At 70.8% G+C, this 15,597-nt stretch carries 14 protein-coding genes; all 14 read right to left on the reverse strand.

From position 1 onward, the window contains the following. Positions 1–88: 88 nt before the first annotated feature. Complete coding sequence (locus tag AB0N22_RS06540; RefSeq protein WP_364637349.1) at positions 89–1,384, reverse strand: extracellular solute-binding protein; 1,296 nt, start codon at positions 1,382–1,384, stop codon at positions 89–91. A 161-nt stretch (positions 1,385–1,545) separates the two neighbouring features. After that, positions 1,546–1,740, reverse strand: coding sequence for a DUF3046 domain-containing protein (locus AB0N22_RS06545; protein WP_364637351.1), 195 nt, complete (start codon positions 1,738–1,740; stop codon positions 1,546–1,548). 2 nt (positions 1,741–1,742) lie between these two features. Beyond that, entirely contained in the window at positions 1,743–2,045 is a 303-nt protein-coding gene (locus AB0N22_RS06550) for a helix-turn-helix transcriptional regulator (RefSeq protein ID WP_364637353.1), read from the reverse strand. A gap of 33 nt (positions 2,046–2,078) precedes the next feature. After that, positions 2,079–2,567 carry a CinA family protein gene (locus AB0N22_RS06555; protein WP_364637355.1) on the reverse strand — a complete coding sequence of 163 codons (489 nt, stop codon included), beginning with the start codon at positions 2,565–2,567 and terminating at the stop codon, positions 2,079–2,081. After that, positions 2,564–3,187, reverse strand: a complete 624-nt coding sequence (pgsA, locus tag AB0N22_RS06560) for a CDP-diacylglycerol--glycerol-3-phosphate 3-phosphatidyltransferase (protein WP_364637357.1) — start codon at positions 3,185–3,187, stop codon at positions 2,564–2,566. The genes AB0N22_RS06555 and pgsA overlap by 4 nt, the downstream gene beginning before the upstream one ends. 30 nt (positions 3,188–3,217) lie before the next feature. Then, entirely contained in the window at positions 3,218–3,655 is a 438-nt protein-coding gene (locus AB0N22_RS06565) for a hypothetical protein (protein WP_364637359.1), read from the reverse strand. A gap of 3 nt (positions 3,656–3,658) precedes the next feature. Beyond that, positions 3,659–6,121 (reverse strand): DNA translocase FtsK, encoded by a 2,463-nt coding sequence (locus AB0N22_RS06570; protein ID WP_364637361.1) that lies wholly within the window; start codon positions 6,119–6,121, stop codon positions 3,659–3,661. A 136-nt stretch (positions 6,122–6,257) separates the two neighbouring features. Next, positions 6,258–6,983, reverse strand: a complete 726-nt coding sequence (locus AB0N22_RS06575; RefSeq protein WP_364637363.1) for a hypothetical protein — start codon at positions 6,981–6,983, stop codon at positions 6,258–6,260. Between the two features lie 263 nt (positions 6,984–7,246). Beyond that, entirely contained in the window at positions 7,247–7,963 is a 717-nt protein-coding gene (locus AB0N22_RS06580) for a CbiX/SirB N-terminal domain-containing protein (RefSeq protein WP_364637365.1), read from the reverse strand. Further along, positions 7,960–9,078 carry a uroporphyrinogen-III synthase gene (locus tag AB0N22_RS06585; RefSeq protein WP_364637367.1) on the reverse strand — a complete coding sequence of 373 codons (1,119 nt, stop codon included), beginning with the start codon at positions 9,076–9,078 and terminating at the stop codon, positions 7,960–7,962. Before AB0N22_RS06585 ends, AB0N22_RS06580 begins: the two co-directional genes overlap by 4 nt. Then, positions 9,075–9,422, reverse strand: a complete 348-nt coding sequence (gene nirD, locus AB0N22_RS06590) for a nitrite reductase small subunit NirD (protein ID WP_364637369.1) — start codon at positions 9,420–9,422, stop codon at positions 9,075–9,077. The genes AB0N22_RS06585 and nirD overlap by 4 nt, the downstream gene beginning before the upstream one ends. After that, a complete protein-coding gene (nirB, locus tag AB0N22_RS06595; RefSeq protein ID WP_364637371.1) occupies positions 9,419–11,995 on the reverse strand; it encodes a nitrite reductase large subunit NirB in 2,577 nt (858 codons plus the stop codon). The genes nirD and nirB overlap by 4 nt, the downstream gene beginning before the upstream one ends. Positions 11,996–12,041: 46 nt before the next feature. Further along, on the reverse strand, positions 12,042–13,514 hold the full coding sequence (locus AB0N22_RS06600) for an FAD-dependent oxidoreductase (RefSeq protein WP_364637373.1): 1,473 nt from the start codon (positions 13,512–13,514) through the stop codon (positions 12,042–12,044). Then, positions 13,511–15,592 carry a molybdopterin oxidoreductase family protein gene (locus tag AB0N22_RS06605; protein WP_364637375.1) on the reverse strand — a complete coding sequence of 694 codons (2,082 nt, stop codon included), beginning with the start codon at positions 15,590–15,592 and terminating at the stop codon, positions 13,511–13,513. Before AB0N22_RS06605 ends, AB0N22_RS06600 begins: the two co-directional genes overlap by 4 nt. Between the last annotated feature and the right edge of the window lie 5 nt (positions 15,593–15,597).

The following is a 15,597-nucleotide window of genomic DNA, read 5'->3' on the forward strand; positions in this document are numbered from 1 at the left end:
AGGACAGGCGCAGGCACCGGAGACTGGGGGTCGTATGGGTTGGTCGTGCGCAGCCGGTGCCTCACCGAGGCGAGGCACCGGCCGGCGGCTACTTGGCGGCCTTCTCGGCAGCCTTCACCGCTTCGGGCCAGCCCTTCGACTCCGAGCGATCACCGTTCTCCACGCTGCGGAGCACGTTCTCGAACGCGTCACGCACCGGCACGTTCTTGGCACCGAGGTAGACCGGCTCCAGGTTCTTCGCACCGGCCACGAACAGCTGGCCGATCGGAGCGTCGTTGAAGTACGGGTTCTTGGCGTCCTTCAGCTCCGGCGTGTCGTAGAGGGCGGGCAGGGACGGCAGTCGACCCTCAGCCTCGAAGGCACCCAGCTGCCCCTCTTCGCTCGCGAGGAACTTGATCAGCTTGATCGCTTCCTCCTGGTTCTTGCTGGACTTGGGCACCGCGAGCCACGACCCGCCCCAGTTGCCGCCGCCGCCGGGCACGGTCGCGATGTCCCACTTGCCCGTGAAGCTGTCGCCGGCCTGACCCTTGATGTAGCCGGTCATCCACGCCGGGCACGCGATCGTCGCGAACGATCCGTTCTTGAAGCCCGCGTTCCACTCCTTGGTGAAGGCCTGCACCTTGGCGGTCAGGTCGGCGTCGATCATGTCGTTGGCGAGGTCCCACGCGTTCTTGACGGCGGGGTTCGAGTCGACGACCAGCTCGTTGTCACGGTCGAAGTACGTCTCGTCGCCACCCTGCATCAGGATCGAGTTGTAGACGTTGGTCGCAGCGTCGATGAAGTGGATCTTGTCGTCCTTGATCCCGCTCTGGAACTTCTCACCCGTCGCGATGAAGTCCTCCCACGTGGGCCACAGCTTCGCGACCTCTTCACGATCCGTCGGCAGGCCGGCCTTCTCGAACAGGTCGCGCCGGTAGCACATCGCGAGTCCGCCGACGTCGGTGCCGAGACCGATCGTCGTCTTGCCGTCAGCGCTCGTCGTCGCGTTGGCGACGTAGGGCAGGTAGGCGTCCTTGAGCTCGCCGTAGCCGTGGTCCTGGAGGTTCACGAACTTGTCGGAGGCCTGCAGGAAGTTGACCGTCTGGCCCTCCTCGATCGCGACGACGTCGCCTGCTGCGGCGTTGGCGGCGATCTGCTGGCTCAGCTTGGTGTTGTACTTGCCGAGGTCACCTTCGGCGGTCTCCACGACCTTGACGCCGGGGTTTTCCTGCTCGAACTTCTTGTAGAGGTCCTTGTAGCCGAACTGGCCGAAGAGGTTGACCCGAAGGGTCACGTCCCCGCCCGAGCTCTCGCTGTCGGATCCGGATCCTCCGCAGCCGGCGGCGAGCACGCCCACCACGAGGGCTGAGGCCGCGGCGGCGGCGATGCGCTGTGTGCGATTCACGTCGTACCTTCCTCCGGCTCCCTCGGTGGGAGCGCTTCCATGGGAGTATGAGCCACGTCACAGGCAGAAGTCAATGAAATTCTGGGAGCGTTCCCAAATAAGTTGTCCGAACGCACATATCGCGGGCGGAACGGCCCGTCGAGGCGCTAGGTGAAGGGAACTCAGCGCTCGGAAGCGGGCAGCTGGAGGTTGGCGTGCACGGCACGCCACACGGTCTTCGGGCTCTCCCCCGCGTCGAGGGCCTCGGTCGCGGTGCGGCCGTCGAGCTCGCGCATGACGTGGCTCTGCGCCCACACCCGGGCGTAGCCGCGTCCGAACTGCTGCTCCATCCGGAGCCAGAACTCGCTGTGCTTCAAGGTCAGGCGGCCGAGGCCGAGACGTCACCGGGCGTGATCGACGAGATGCTCGCGATCTGGGCCTCGGCGGCCTCCTCGACCTCGAGGAGCGAGCTGACGTCGAGCAGGACCTTGGAGAGCGGCACGTCGAGGGCGGCTGCGAGGGCTGCGAGCAGCTCGGAGCTGGCTTCCTTCTGGCCGCGCTCGACCTCGGAGATGTAGCCCAGGCTGACCCGGGCCTTGCCCGAGACGTCACGCAATGTGAGGCCTTGGGACATGCGCCGGGCGCGGAGCACCTCACCGACGAGCTGACGCATCGCGGTCATCGGGTCCCTCCGTCCTGGGGTGGCACGTGTGGTTCAACCCCGATCGGATCGAGATTCTTCCCCCAGCCTAGCGACCAGCCACGACAACAGCTCATCGACCGTCTGACTTCGGATCATGTCGCGGTCTCCCGTGAGGTCGAGCCGCCTCGACCAGCTGCCGTGAGGGCCGGCGATCGCGATGTGCACCGTGCCTGCAGGCTTGCCCTCGCTCGGTCCGGGTCCGGCGACGCCCGTCGTCGCCAGTCCGTACGTCGCCCCCAGCCGTTCGCGCACGCCGACGGCCATGGCGAGGGCCACGTCGGCCGCCACCGTCCCCTGCACGGCGACGACCTCGGCATCGACGCCCAGCACTGCGGTCTTGACGTCGGCGGCGTAGGCCACGACCCCACCGCGCACGACGTCCGACGCCCCGCTGACGCTGACGAGGGACGCGCACACCAGACCTCCGGTGAGGGACTCGGCCGTCGCCACGGTGGCGTGCGCCGACCTCAGGGCATCGACGACGGCGGCCGCCGGTGTCACTGCCCGGCCGCGGCCTTGGAGTCGCGCCGCAGGGTGCGTGCGTCGCGGACGTACTGGACAGCCGTGCTCAACGTGATCGCGAGCGCCGCCGCCATGACGATGTTGGTCACCCAGATCATGATGTCGCTCGGGGTGTCCTTCCAGTCGGCCGGCGCGTCATTCCAGAGGTCGAACGGAAGCAGGTAGCCGGCGATCGCGACCGCTTGGAGCGTCGTCTTGATCTTGCCGCCCTGACCGGCCGGCATGACGCCGTGCTTCTTGACGACGAACCGCATCAGCGTGATGCCCCACTCACGAACCAGGATGATGATCGCGACAGGCCAGAAGATCGGGTGGATGATCGCGATGCCGACGAACGCCATGCCGGTCAGCGCCTTGTCGGCGATCGGGTCGGCGAGCTTGCCGAAGTTGGTGATGAGGTTGTGCTTGCGGGCCAGGTCGCCATCGATCTTGTCGGTGATCATGAGCAGCACGAAGGCGATCCACGCGGCGATGCGGTGGTCGACCGACTGGCCGCCGTCGATCAGGAGGAGCCAGCCGAAGACCGGGACGCCGAGGATGCGCAGCACCGTCAACGCGTTCGCGATGTTCAGGTTGCTGGGCTCTTGTGCCGCTGCCATGAGTCCCTCTCGGTGGCTTGAACCAACGTCTCAGTATGCGGCAGCGGAGCGGCGTCGCGCCAACTGGACCTCGGCCTCACCGGGTGAGACGTTCGTCGCAAGTCCGAGCGGTGAGGTGTAGAACTTCGTGCCGTCACGACTGACGACCTTGACCCTCGGGTCGAAGCGCAGACCGATGCGACGCTCGACCCGGATCTCGCCCATCTCGCTCCAGAGCAGCCCCACCCAGCCCTCGCGGCCGCGCAGGCGTACGCCGTGGTCGTCGGCCACGAACAGCGGCGTGCGGGAGTCGCGCAGACCCAGCAGGTGGATGACGCCGAGCACCACGAACACCCCGGTGAACAGCCACAGCAGCGGCTCCCCGCGGTCGTACGCCAGCCAGGCATAGCCCGCCGCCACGGCGAAGCACGCGACGGCCAGCAGCACGTAGAGGCTCGTGCGCCTGCGGATCTCGAACGGGTCGGGCATGGGCTAGCCGTTCTGGATGCTGGCCAGGACCTGCTCGAGGTCGTCGGCCTTGACCAGGACGTCACGGGCCTTGGACCCCTCGCTCGGGCCGACGATGCCGCGGCTCTCGAGGATGTCCATGAGACGCCCGGCCTTGGCGAAGCCGACCCGCAGCTTGCGCTGCAGCATCGAGGTCGAGCCGAACTGGGTCGTGACGCACAGCTCAATGGCCTGCAGCACGAGGTCCATGTCGTCGCCGATGTCGTCGTCGAGCTCACGCTTGGCGGCGGCCGGCGCCGTGACGTCCTCGCGGTAGACCGGCTGGAGCTGCGCCTTGCAGTGCTCGACGATCGTGTGGATCTCGGCCTCGGTGATCCAGGCGCCCTGCATGCGCATCGACTTGTTGGCGCCCATCGGCAGGAACAGTCCATCACCCTGGCCGACGAGCTTCTCGGCGCCGGGCTGGTCGAGGATCACGCGGCTGTCGGTCACCGAGGACGTCGCGAACGCCAGGCGGCTCGGCACGTTGGCCTTGATCAGGCCGGTGACGACGTCGACGGACGGGCGCTGCGTGGCCAGCACGAGATGGATGCCGGCGGCGCGGGCGAGCTGGGTGATCCTGACGATCGAGTCCTCGACGTCACGTGGCGCAACCATCATCAGGTCGGCGAGCTCGTCCACCACCACCAGCAGGTAGGGATAGGGAGCCAGGACGCGCTCGCTGCCGGCGGGCAGGCGGATCTTGCCGGCCCGGACGGCCTTGTTGAAGTCGTCGATGTGCCGGTAGCCGAAGTTGGCCAGGTCGTCGTAGCGCATGTCCATCTCGCGGACGACCCACTGCAACGCCTCGGCGGCCTTCTTGGGGTTCGTGATGATCGGTGTGATGAGGTGCGGCACGCCCTCGTAGGCCGTGAGCTCGACCCGCTTGGGGTCGACCATGATCATCCGCACCTCCTCGGGCGTCGCGCGCATGAGGATCGACGCGATCATCGAGTTGACGAACGACGACTTGCCCGAGCCCGTGGCGCCGGCGACCAGGAGGTGCGGCATCTTGGCGAGGTTGGCGACGACGTAGCCGCCCTCGACGTCCTTGCCGAGGCCGATGACCATCGGGTGGTGGTCGCTGCGGGCCTTGGCCGAGCGGAGGACGTCGCCGAGCGACACCATCTCCTTGTCGACGTTGGGGATCTCCACGCCGATCGCGGACTTGCCGGGGATCGGGCTCAGGATGCGCACCTCGTTGGACGCCACGGCGTACGAGATGTTCTTGGACAGCGCGGTGACCTTCTCGACCTTGACCGCGGGGCCGAGCTCGACCTCGTAGCGGGTCACCGTGGGGCCACGCGTGTAGCCGGTCACGGTCGCGTCGATCTGGAACTGCTCGAGGACCTCCGTCAGCCGCTCGACGACCTCGTCGGACGCCTTGGAGCGCGCCTTGTGCGGCGAGCCCTCACGCAGCGCGGCGCTGTCGGGGAGGGAGTAGACGACGTCACCGGACAGCGCGAGCTGCTCGGCGCGCGCGGGGATCGGCTCGATCGGCGGCCGCTCGACCGGGCCGGTGTCCTCGTCGTCGACCTCGTCCTCGACGTCGAACACCCGTGCCGGGACCTGACGGTCCTCGTCGGGACCGTCGACGAGCGGGTTGTCGTACGGCTCGTCGTCGGTGACGACGGCGGTGCGGGGGTGCTTGCGCTTCTTGGGCTCGGCCTCCGGCGCAGCCTCTTGCGTACGTCCGAGGGCCTGGTCGCGGATCTCGCGCAGGCGGGTCGGCACGGCGTAGACCGGGGTGCTGGTCACGATCAGGAGGCCGAAGGCCACGATCAGGAGCAGGATCGGCGACACCACGTAGGCGCTCTTGAGCAGGTCCATCGGGATCGCGGAGAACACGAAGCCGATCGCTCCTCCGGCCTCGCGCATGGCATCGGGGTCGGGGTCTCCGGGACGTGGGACGCCGTGGGAGATGTGCACCAGCCCGAGGATGCCGCCGCTGATCGCTGCCCACCCGAAGGCCTGGCGGCCCGCCGGTCCGTTGCGGTCGGGGTGGCGCAGCGTGCGCCACGCGACCACGACGAGCAGGATCGGGACGGCCCAGGCCAGGACGCCGACCGCACCGGCGGCGGCGTCACGCACGATGTTGCCGACGGCTCCGGGCATGTCGGACCAGACGGCCCCGGCCACAACGACCGCGAGGCCGAGGAAGCCGAAGCCGACGCCGTCTCGGCGTTGCTCAGGGTCGAGGTCCTTGGCACTGTGACCGATGCTGCGGGCTATCGCGCCCACCAGGCCGGCGATGCCAAGCCACATGGCCGTCGACCCGCGCAGGAGCGCGGTGAAGACAGCAGCAATCGGTCCAGGTCCCTTGGGTCGCGCCGCGGGTCGGCGGGCTGCAGGCTTGCGGGCTTGCGGCTTGCGCTTCTGTGCGGGCTTCTTGCGGGCCTGGCTGCCGGACGGCCGCTTGCGCGGCGGGGAAGACGTTCGGGTCGCCATGGTCAAAGGGTAAAGCACAGGTCGAAGGTTTCCCGGCAGGCTCGCCTGCAGCTCGGACCAGCGGGTCGCGCGGCCGCGGGCGGTGGATGTGCCACCCTGTGAGCTCGCATTCGGTGGAGGATCCACCGCCCGGGCTTCAGGAGTGGGCGAGGCGGTGGCCGGGGTCGCCGCCCACCGGGGTCCAGGCGCCGCGCGACCGGGCGCGGGCCAGCACGAGGCTCACGATCCGCGCGTCGGGCGGCCCACCGTCGAGGAACGGGTCGGTCACGACGTCGGCGCCGGCCGCGGCAATGTCGTCGTGGACCCCGCCGGGCGTCAAGGCGTACGTCGACAGCACGACGCGCTGCCCGTACGCCCGCGCGACGTCGACCGCGTCGGCGAGGGGCGTGTCGGGACCCCCGAGCGTCCCGACATGCACCCGGCCGCCCCACACCGCACTCAGCAGGCGTGCCGCCTTGCCGACGTCGGCGACGGCGCGGTCGTCGGTCGCGGTCCCCGCGGCCAGCACGATGGTGTCGTGCGACCGGGCGCCGGCCTCGATCAGCCGCCGCACGCCGACCTCGGCGAGCACCCAGTCGGGCCCCAGCGGCGGTGTCACCGTGACCGCGTGGTCCAGGTGGGACGCCTGCACGATGTCGACGCTGATGGGGCGGTCGTACGTCAGCATGAGGGGCACGAGCGAGCGCGGACCCGATGTCTCCGCGACGACATCGGCGACCACGGGCTCCTGGACGTCGACGAAGGCATCGACGACGTCCAGGTCGCGGGCCTCGCGCCGCACCGCGTTGACCAGGCCAGACAGCGCGTGGCGCCCCTTCGGGCTCTCGGCACCGTGAGCGCACAGGATCAAGGTGCGGTTCACGGTGCCCTCGTCCGGCCGACCGGGGAACCCGAGATGTCCACGGTAGGGAACCACCAGCTCCGGTACGCCTCCGCCGTTGCGTGAACGGCGGAGGCTCCCGAATCTGCGGCTCGGGGACTGCCTCCGTGCGATGTCGAGGTGTCAGCGCGGCTCATGCCTCACCTCTCGATCGTTGACGAGGGTTTCCCCACCAGCACCTCAAGCCTCTGGGGAACCTGTTTCGCGGCGGTTAACGCAGGGACGAGGTTGGGTTACATCTGGGTTCACATTCCGCCGGCCCCGATCACGGCGGCATGGTCGAGGGTCGCAGCAGCCTCGGTGAACCGGTCGAGCACGAGTGCGACCATCGCCGGGTCGACGTCGAGCCCGTCGAGCAGAGGCCTCGTCACGACGTCGGCTCCGCACCTCTGGAGCCGGTCGAAGAAGAACCCGGGAGCCATGAGGTAGCTCGCGACCACCACCCGGCGGCCCGCTCGCGACATGTCGCGGACGATCTCGCCGATCGGCGTCCCTGACCCGCCGACGTGCCCGACAGGCACCGGCGATCCCCAGGCCGCGCCCAGCATGCGCGCGGCGGCGTCGACGCTGCGCAGGGCCCGTGCGTCGGTCGACCCGGCGGCGCCCAGGACGATCACGTCGTCAGGCGTGGCACCCGCCTGCGCGAGGCGGTCGATCAGGACGTCGGTCAGCCGGGGGTCCGGGCCGAGGGTGCCCGCCGCGACGGCCGTCGTCCGGTCGACGGCGTGCTGGATGTCGACGTGCACGTGGAAGCCCGGGGCCAGCAGCAGCGGCACGACGACGGTCGGCCCGGCGACGTCCCGGAGCACCCGGCCGACCTGTGGCTGCTGCACGTCGACGAAGGCCTCGCGGACGTCGAGACGGGGCGAGGCCTCCTGCACCGCGTCGACGAGCGCCGTGATCGAGGCACGCGCCGCCGGGACGCTCGTGCCGTGGCTCGCAGCGACCAGAGTCGTCGTCATGCCCCGGGCTCCGCGACGGCGAGCCGATAGCCCCGCTTGACGACGGTCTGCACGATCGGCCGACCGATGGCCTCCCGGAGGCGCGCCACGGCGACCTCGGCGGAGTGCGGGTCGTCGGAGTCCCCCGGCAGCACCGCGAGCAGCTCTTCGCGCGAGCGTACGGAGCCCGGCTCGCTCGCGAGGGAGCGCAGGATCGCGAGACCGCTCGGCGACACCGGGAGGGTCTCGTGGTCGAGCGTCGCCGCCGTCGCACGGATCCGCAGGTGCCCCGCGGGCGTCAGGACGCTGTCGGACGCGTCGCCGAGGTACATCACGAGCGAGCGGACCAGCGCGCCCAGCCTGAACCGATCCGGTAGCAGTGGGTCGAAGCCGGCTCCTCGCAGCGGGTCGGCCGTGACGGGCCCGACGGCGGCGAGGACCAGCCTGCGGTCCTTCTCGAGCCGCAGCAGGTCGTCGGCGACCCCGGCCTCGTCGACCGCGGCGAGCCACGCGGCTGCGCCCGGCGCGGAGGTGAAGACCACGGCGTCGTACGAGCCGGTGGCCGCGTCGCGCACCGACCGCTCGACCGCGGCGGCGTCGGGCGGTGCGCCCCAGCGATAGACGACCAGGCCGAACGGCCGGCCGCCGGCCGCCCGGAGACGCCTCTCGAGTCCGTCGTCGCCGGCGCCGTGGTGCTGGACGGCGATCGAGAGGCCCGAGACCCCCTCGGTCGCGAGGAAGTCGGCGATCTCGGCCGAGGTCTCGGACTCGGCAACCCAGTCGGGCACCAGGCCGGCGGCCTGCAGCGCCCCGCGGGCCTTGGGTCCGCGGGCGATGAGCCGCACGGACTGGAGCGCGTCGACCAGCTCGTCGCCCATGCCGGCCGCCTCGGCGGTGTCGAGCCAGCCGCGGAAGCCGATCCCGGTCGTCACGACCACGATGTCGGCGCCGGTCGCGATCATCTGCCGCGTCTGCGCGAGCAGGGTGTCCTCGTCGATGTGAGACTCCACCCCGAGGGCAGCGGCGATCGTGACGTTCGCACCGCGACGTCCGAGGGCCAGGGACAGGTCGGCGGCACGACGTTGTGCCGTGACCAGGATCTGGGTCCCGGCCAGCACCGGCCCGAGCGCGGTCACGCCGCCCTGCTCCCCGCGTCGACGCGGACCTCGACCCAGCCGTCGACGATGCGGGTCGGCCAGACCTGGACCGACACCTCGGGGTCGTCGAGGCACCGCCCGGTGCGCAGGTCGAATGACTGCTTGTGCATCGGCGACGCGACGGTCGGCACGTCCTTGCGGCTGCCGACCAGGCCACGCGCCATGACGTTGGCCTGGCTGAACGGGTCGAGATGGTCAATGGCGTGCACGGCACCGGAGTCGCTCAGCCGGAACAGCGCGACCTGGTGTCCACCGACGAGCGCCGCGGCACCGCGGTCCGGCACCAGCGCCTCGAGCTCGCACACCCGCTGCCACGTCGTCATGCGGTCACCTCCTCCTCGCGTAGCGGAATCGTGGCACCGGCGATCAGCACGGCACGCTCCTGGTCGTCGGCCGGCCGGCGCTGACCGCGTTCCTCGACGTACACAAGATCCGGGTCGGGTGTTTCAGGCGCGTTAACGAATGAGGCGAACCGAAGAAGTTTCTCCTCGTCGGCGAGCGTCGCGGCCCACTCGTCCTCGTACGTGTCGACGTGCGTGGCCATGGCGGCGTCGAGATCGGCGACGATCCCGAGGCTGTCGTCGAACACCACGGCCCGAACGGCGTCGATCCCGCCCTCGACCGACTCGAGCCACGGAGCGGTGCGCTGCAGCCGGTCCGCCGTGCGGATGTAATACATGAGGAACCGGTCAATTGCCCGCACGAGCTCCTCGGTCGTGAGGTCCTCGGCGAAGAGCTGTGCGTGGCGCGGTGTGAACCCGCCGTTGCCGCCGACGTACAGGTTCCAGCCCTTGTCGGTCGCGATGATGCCGACGTCCTTGCCGCGGGCCTCGGCGCACTCGCGGGCGCAGCCCGAGACCGCCAGCTTGAGCTTGTGGGGCGACCGCAGTCCGCGATAGCGCAGCTCGAGGTCGATCGCGAGCGTCGTCGAGTCCTGCACGCCGTAGCGGCACCACGACTGGCCCACGCACGACTTCACGGTGCGCAGCGACTTGCCGTACGCGTGCCCGGACTCGAAGCCGGCATCGACGAGCTGCCGCCAGATCGCGGGCAGCTGCTCGATGCGGGCGCCGAACAGGTCGATCCGCTGCCCACCGGTGATCTTGGTGTAGAGCCCGAAGTCGGCGGCCACCTGGCCGATCGCGATGAGCCCGGCGGGCGTCACCTCTCCCCCGGGGATGCGCGGGACCACCGAGTAGGTGCCGTCCTTCTGCAGGTTGGCCATCACGTGGTCGTTGGTGTCCTGCAGCGTGGCGTTCTCACCCTCGAGCACGTGGCCCTTGCCGAGCGACCCCAGGATCGACGCGACCACAGGGCGGCAGATGTCGCAGCCGTGGCCCGTGCCGTGCGTAGCGATCAGCTCGCTGAACGTCGAGATCTCGCTGACCCGCACGATGTCGAAGAGCTGCGCCCGCGTGACCGAGAAGTGCTCGCACAGCGCGGTGCTGACCTCGAGGCCCTCCTCGGCCATCTGGGTCTCCATGAGCTTCTTGACCAGCGAGACGCACGAGCCACAGCTCGTCCCGGCCTTGGTGCACGCCTTGACCGCGGCGATGTCGGTGCACTGGTGGTCCGTCACCGCGCCGCGGACCGTGCCGGCGGTGACGTTGTTGCACGAGCAGACGTTGGCGTCGTCCGGCAACGAGCTGCCGGTCGGCGGCTCCATGCCCTCGGGCAGCAGCCACGCCGTCGGGTCGCTGCCCAGGGCCCGGCCGACCATCGGCCGCAGGTTCGTGTACGCGCTGGCGTCCCCGACGAGCATGCCGCCGAGCAGGGTCTGGGCGTCGTCGCTCATGACGAGCTTCTTGTAGACGCCGGCGGTCGGGTCCGCGTACACGACCTCGAGCGAGCCGTTGGTCGCGGCGAACGCGTCCCCGAAGCTCGCGACGTCGACCCCGAGCAGCTTGAGCTTGGTCGACAGGTCGGCCCCCTCGAACGTGGCGTCACCGCCCAGCAGGCGGTCCGCGACGACCTCGGCCATCGAGTAGCCGGGACCGACGAGGCCCCACACCCGACCGGCGATGTGCGCGACCTCGCCGATGGCGAAGATCGCCTCGTCGCTGGTGGTGCACGCCTCGTCGGCGACGACTCCCCCGCGCTCGCCGAGGGCGAGGCCGGCGTCGCGGGCCAGCTCGTCGCGCGGGCGCACGCCGGTGGCGAAGACGACGACGTCGGCGGGAATCTCGTCGCCGTCGGCGAACTGCATCCGGGTCACCTTGCCGTCACGCCCGGCGCGGAGCCTTGAGGTCGCGGTGGACGTGCGGACCGAGACACCGAGCTGCTCGATGATGCGCCGCAGCGCGCCGCCGCCGGCCCGGTCGACCTGCAACGGCATGAGCCAGTCGGCGAACTCCACGACGGTGGTGTCGGCACCCAGCGCCGTGAGGGCCCCAGCCGCCTCGAGGCCGAGCAGTCCGCCACCGACGACGGCGCCCTTGACCGCGCGGCCGAGCGTCGCCTCGCGCTCGAGCACCCAGGCCCGGAGCTCGGCGACGTCGTCGACCGTGCGGTAGACGAAGCAGCCGGGCAGGTCGGAGCCCTCCACCGGAGGGACCGTCGCGTATGAGCCGGTAGCCAGCACCAGCCGGTCGTAGTCGAACGTCGTGCTGCGGGCGTGGACCTGCTTGGCCTCGCGGTCGATCCGGCTGACGACCGAGCCGCGGTAGAGGCGTACCCCGGGTCGCTTCCAGAGCTCGCCGTCGCCGAGGAGCAGGTCCTCGGGGTCGCGGTCCGAGAAGAAGGACGTGAGGGCAACCCGGTCGTACGGCGGACGGGTCTCGTCGCCGAAGACCTCGATGTCCCAGGTCTCGTCGGCGCCGCGTTCGACCATCGCCTCGACGAGTCGGTGCGCGACCATGCCGGCGCCGACCACGGCAAGCTTCTTCTTCGGAGTCATGTCACGAACGGTAGGAAGCGCAGATTTCAGGTCAGCGGTCCGCGTGTTACCTCGACGGAACGGTTGTCTCACGGTCCGCGTCGGCACCCTGTGAGATCTCGGGCGGATCGGTCTCCCGGAGCCAGTCGACGATGCCGCACACCAGCTTCGTGCACCCCCCACAACCCGTCGTCGCAAGCGTCGCACCGGCGAGCGCCTCCACCGTCGTGGCACCGCCGTCCCAGGCGTGCACCAGGTCGCCCTTGGTGACGCCGTTGCAGCGGCACACCGTGGTCGCGGCTGGCATCGTGGTCGGCGAGGCGCTCTCTACCACCCCGGTCGAGCCAGTGCCCAGCAGCAGGTGCATCGGGTCGCGGGGCAACATGCCGGGCCGGTCGAACTGGGTCGACAGGTGTGCTGCGAGGTCGGGGGCGCCGACGCACGTGACGCCCACGAGGGTGTCGCCGCGGGCGACGAGCTCGACGTGCCGCCGCTCGCGCGGGTCGGCGAGGGTCACCACGCGGTCCCGGTCCTCGGCGGTCGAGGCGCGCACGCCCATCGTGACGATGCTCAAGCCGACGGCCTTCAGGCGCATCGCCGAGCCGGCGATCGGCGGCAGCTCGAGGTCCGCGTCGTGCGCGATGCTGCGTGCCAGTGCCCGCGCCTGCGCCCAGCCCGGCGCGACCAGCCCGCTCAACCCGGTCGGCGTCTCGGCGCAGTCGCCGATCGCGGAGATGCGAGGGTCCTGGGTCGTGCGCAGGTCGGCTCCGACGACGATGCCGACGTTGGTCTCGAGACCGGCCGCACCAGCCAGGCCGGTCTCCGGAGCCGTGCCGGCGGCCAGCACGACGAGCCCCGCGGGGTAGGAGGTGCCGTCCGCCAGGCGTACCGCCGTGACCCTTCCGTCTGTGACGCCGACCGATGCGATCTGCGCGCTGCCGACGAAGTCGATGCCGAGGTCCATGGCGGCGTCCGCCGCGACCTGCGCCACCGCCGGGTCGAGGTCTCGGTCGAGCATCGTGGGCATGATCGACATGACGGTGACCGCGACGCCGCGGTGCGCCAGCCCGCAGGCGAGCTCGATGCCGAGCGGACCACCACCGATGACGACTGCCGTGTCGACGTTGAGCGCCGCCGCGGAGATGTCGCGGGCGTCGTCGAGGCTGCGCAGCACGTGGGCGCCGCGCGGCAGTCCGTCACGCAGTCCCGGGATCGGGACGACCCGGCCGCGGGCACCCGTGGCCAGCACGAGGTGGTCGTACTCGAAGTCGCCCTGTGCCGTGACGACGCGCCGCCGATCACGATCGATCTCCAGCGCGGCGACTCCCGGACGTACGCGGACCCGCCCCTCGTCAGGCGTCGGCAGTGCGAGGCCGGCGAGGTCGACACGACCGGCGACGAGCTCGGTCAGCAGGACGCGGTTGTAGGGCTCGTACGCCTCCTCGCCCAGCAGGTCGACGTCGATCTCCGGGGCGATGCGTCCGAGCTCGTCGACGAAGCGGTTGCCGACCATCCCGGCGCCGATCACCACCACCTTCATGCCCCGCTCCTCGCGACCTGGACGGCGCACACCTTGAACTCCGGCATCCCGGAGACCGGGTCCGTCGCCGCGTTGGTGACGGCGTTGACCATGCCCTCGTCCGCGAAGTGGAATGGCACGAACACCGTGTCGGGCCGGATGTCGGGGCTGATGCGCGCCTGGGCGACCATCGAGCCCCGTTTGGACGTGATCGTGATGTCGTCGATGCCCTCGATGCCGATGCGGTCCGCCAGCACGGGATGGATCTCGACGTACGCCCGGGGCATCGAGTCGTTGAGCTTCGCGACTCGCCGGGTCTGTGCGCCGGACTGGTAGTGCTGGAGCACCCGTCCGGTCACCAACCACACGGGTGCCTCGGCCCGGATCGCGTCGGCCGGGCCGACCGGGCGCACGGGGATCATCCGGGCCCGGCCGTCCGGCGTGGGGAAGGTGTCCGCGAACAGCCGGGGCGTGCCCGGGTGGTCCTCCGTCGGGCAGGGCCAGTAGAGCGCCTCGCCCGCGTCGAGCCGCTCGTACGAGATGCCGGCGTAGTCGGCGCGTCCGCCGGAGCTGGCCCGGCGAAGCTCGTCGTAGACCTCTCGCGGCTCGGTCGCCCAGGTGCCCGGCGCGTCGAGCCGGTCCGCGAGCGCCGCGAAGATCTCGAGCTCGGAGCGTACGCCGTCCGGTGCCTCGACCGCCTTGCGTCGGCGGAGCACGCGGCCCTCGAGGCCGGTCATGGTGCCCTCCTCCTCGGCCCACTGGGTCACCGGGAGGATGTAGTCGGCGAGCATCGCGGTCTCGGACGGGACGAAGTCGCACACCACGACGAGGTCGAGCGACTCGATCCGTCGACGTACGACGCCGGCGTCGGGCGCGCTGACGAGGACGTTGCTGCCGTGCACGAACAGGGCGCGCGGACCACCGGGCGTGCCGAGGCTCATGAGCAGCTCGACCGCGGGAACGCCCGGACCCGGGATGACGGCAGGATCGACGCCCCACACCGCGGCGACGTGCTCGCGAGCCGCCGGGTCGGCGATCATGCGGTAGCCGGGCAGCTGGTCGGACTTCTGCCCGTGCTCGCGGCCACCCTGGCCGTTGCCCTGCCCCGTGATCGCGCCATAGCCGCCACGATCGGCGCCCACGAGTCCCAGCGCCAGCGCCAGATTGATGACCGCCGTGACCGTGTCCGCGCCGTCCACGTGCTGCTCCGAGCCACGGCCCGTGAGCAGGAACGCGCCCTTGCCGCCACGGTGCGGGCTCGCATCAGCGAGCGCGTGGGCGATGCGGCGGAGCTGCGTCTCCGGCACGCCCGTCGTGGCGGCGACCCGCTCGGGCCACCACTCGGCGACGCTGCGGCGTACGCCGTCGACGCCATCGACCCGGGCAGCCAGGTAGTCGTGATCGGCGAGGGACTCGGCGAACACGATGTGCAGCAGCCCGAGGACCAGCACCTGATCGGTGCCGGGCACGAGCTGCACGTGCTCGCCCGCGCCGTCCTCGGTGAGCCTCGCGGTCGCGCTGCGGCGTGGGTCCACCACGACGAGCCCGCCGCGCTCGCGCACGGGCCCGAGGTGCTGGACGGCCGGCGGCATCGTGTCGGCCAGGTTGCTGCCGAAGAGCATCACCGCGTCGGCGTCGTTGAGGTCGGTCAGCGGGAACGGCAGTCCTCGATCGACGCCGAGCGTACGGTTGGCGGCCGCTGCGGCGGACGACATGCAGAACCGGCCGTTGTAGTCGATGAGGCGTGTCCGCAGGGCGAGCCGCGCGAACTTGCCGAGCTGGTACGCCTTCTCGTTGGTCAGCCCTCCCCCGCCGAACACCGCGACACCGTCCGGCCCGTCGGTGGCCTGGACGGCGCGGACGCGGGCGGCGATGTCGTCCAGCGCCTCGTCCCAGCCGATCGGCTCGAACCCTGTCGGGGTACGCCGCAGCGGCGTCGTGATGCGATCCTGCGCGCGCAGCAGCTCGGCGCTGGTCCAGCCCTTCTGGCACATGCCCCCGACGTTCGTGGGGAACGCCCGCGGCTCGGCGGCAAGGGGTTCGCCGCCCAGCACCTGGGCGCACTGCAGCGCGCAGTAGGGACAGTGGGTGTCGGTCACCTGCA

The sequence above is a fragment of the Aeromicrobium sp. NPDC092404 genome, from assembly GCF_040684095.1.
In the GTDB taxonomy this organism is placed as follows: domain Bacteria; phylum Actinomycetota; class Actinomycetes; order Propionibacteriales; family Nocardioidaceae; genus Aeromicrobium.

What these genes read in the sequence shown, in the direction of transcription:
- nirB (WP_364637371.1), bottom strand. Translation starts at nt 11,995, where the DNA reads ATGACTCCGAAGAAGAAGCTTGCCGTGGTCGGCGCCGGCATGGTCGCG.
- pgsA (WP_364637357.1), bottom strand. Translation starts at nt 3,187, where the DNA reads ATGGCAGCGGCACAAGAGCCCAGCAACCTGAACATCGCGAACGCGTTG.
- AB0N22_RS06600 (WP_364637373.1), bottom strand. Translation starts at nt 13,514, where the DNA reads ATGAAGGTGGTGGTGATCGGCGCCGGGATGGTCGGCAACCGCTTCGTC.
- AB0N22_RS06570 (WP_364637361.1), bottom strand. Translation starts at nt 6,121, where the DNA reads ATGGCGACCCGAACGTCTTCCCCGCCGCGCAAGCGGCCGTCCGGCAGC.
- AB0N22_RS06565 (WP_364637359.1), bottom strand. Translation starts at nt 3,655, where the DNA reads ATGCCCGACCCGTTCGAGATCCGCAGGCGCACGAGCCTCTACGTGCTG.
- nirD (WP_364637369.1), bottom strand. Translation starts at nt 9,422, where the DNA reads ATGACGACGTGGCAGCGGGTGTGCGAGCTCGAGGCGCTGGTGCCGGAC.
- AB0N22_RS06580 (WP_364637365.1), bottom strand. Translation starts at nt 7,963, where the DNA reads ATGACGACGACTCTGGTCGCTGCGAGCCACGGCACGAGCGTCCCGGCG.
- AB0N22_RS06550 (WP_364637353.1), bottom strand. Translation starts at nt 2,045, where the DNA reads ATGACCGCGATGCGTCAGCTCGTCGGTGAGGTGCTCCGCGCCCGGCGC.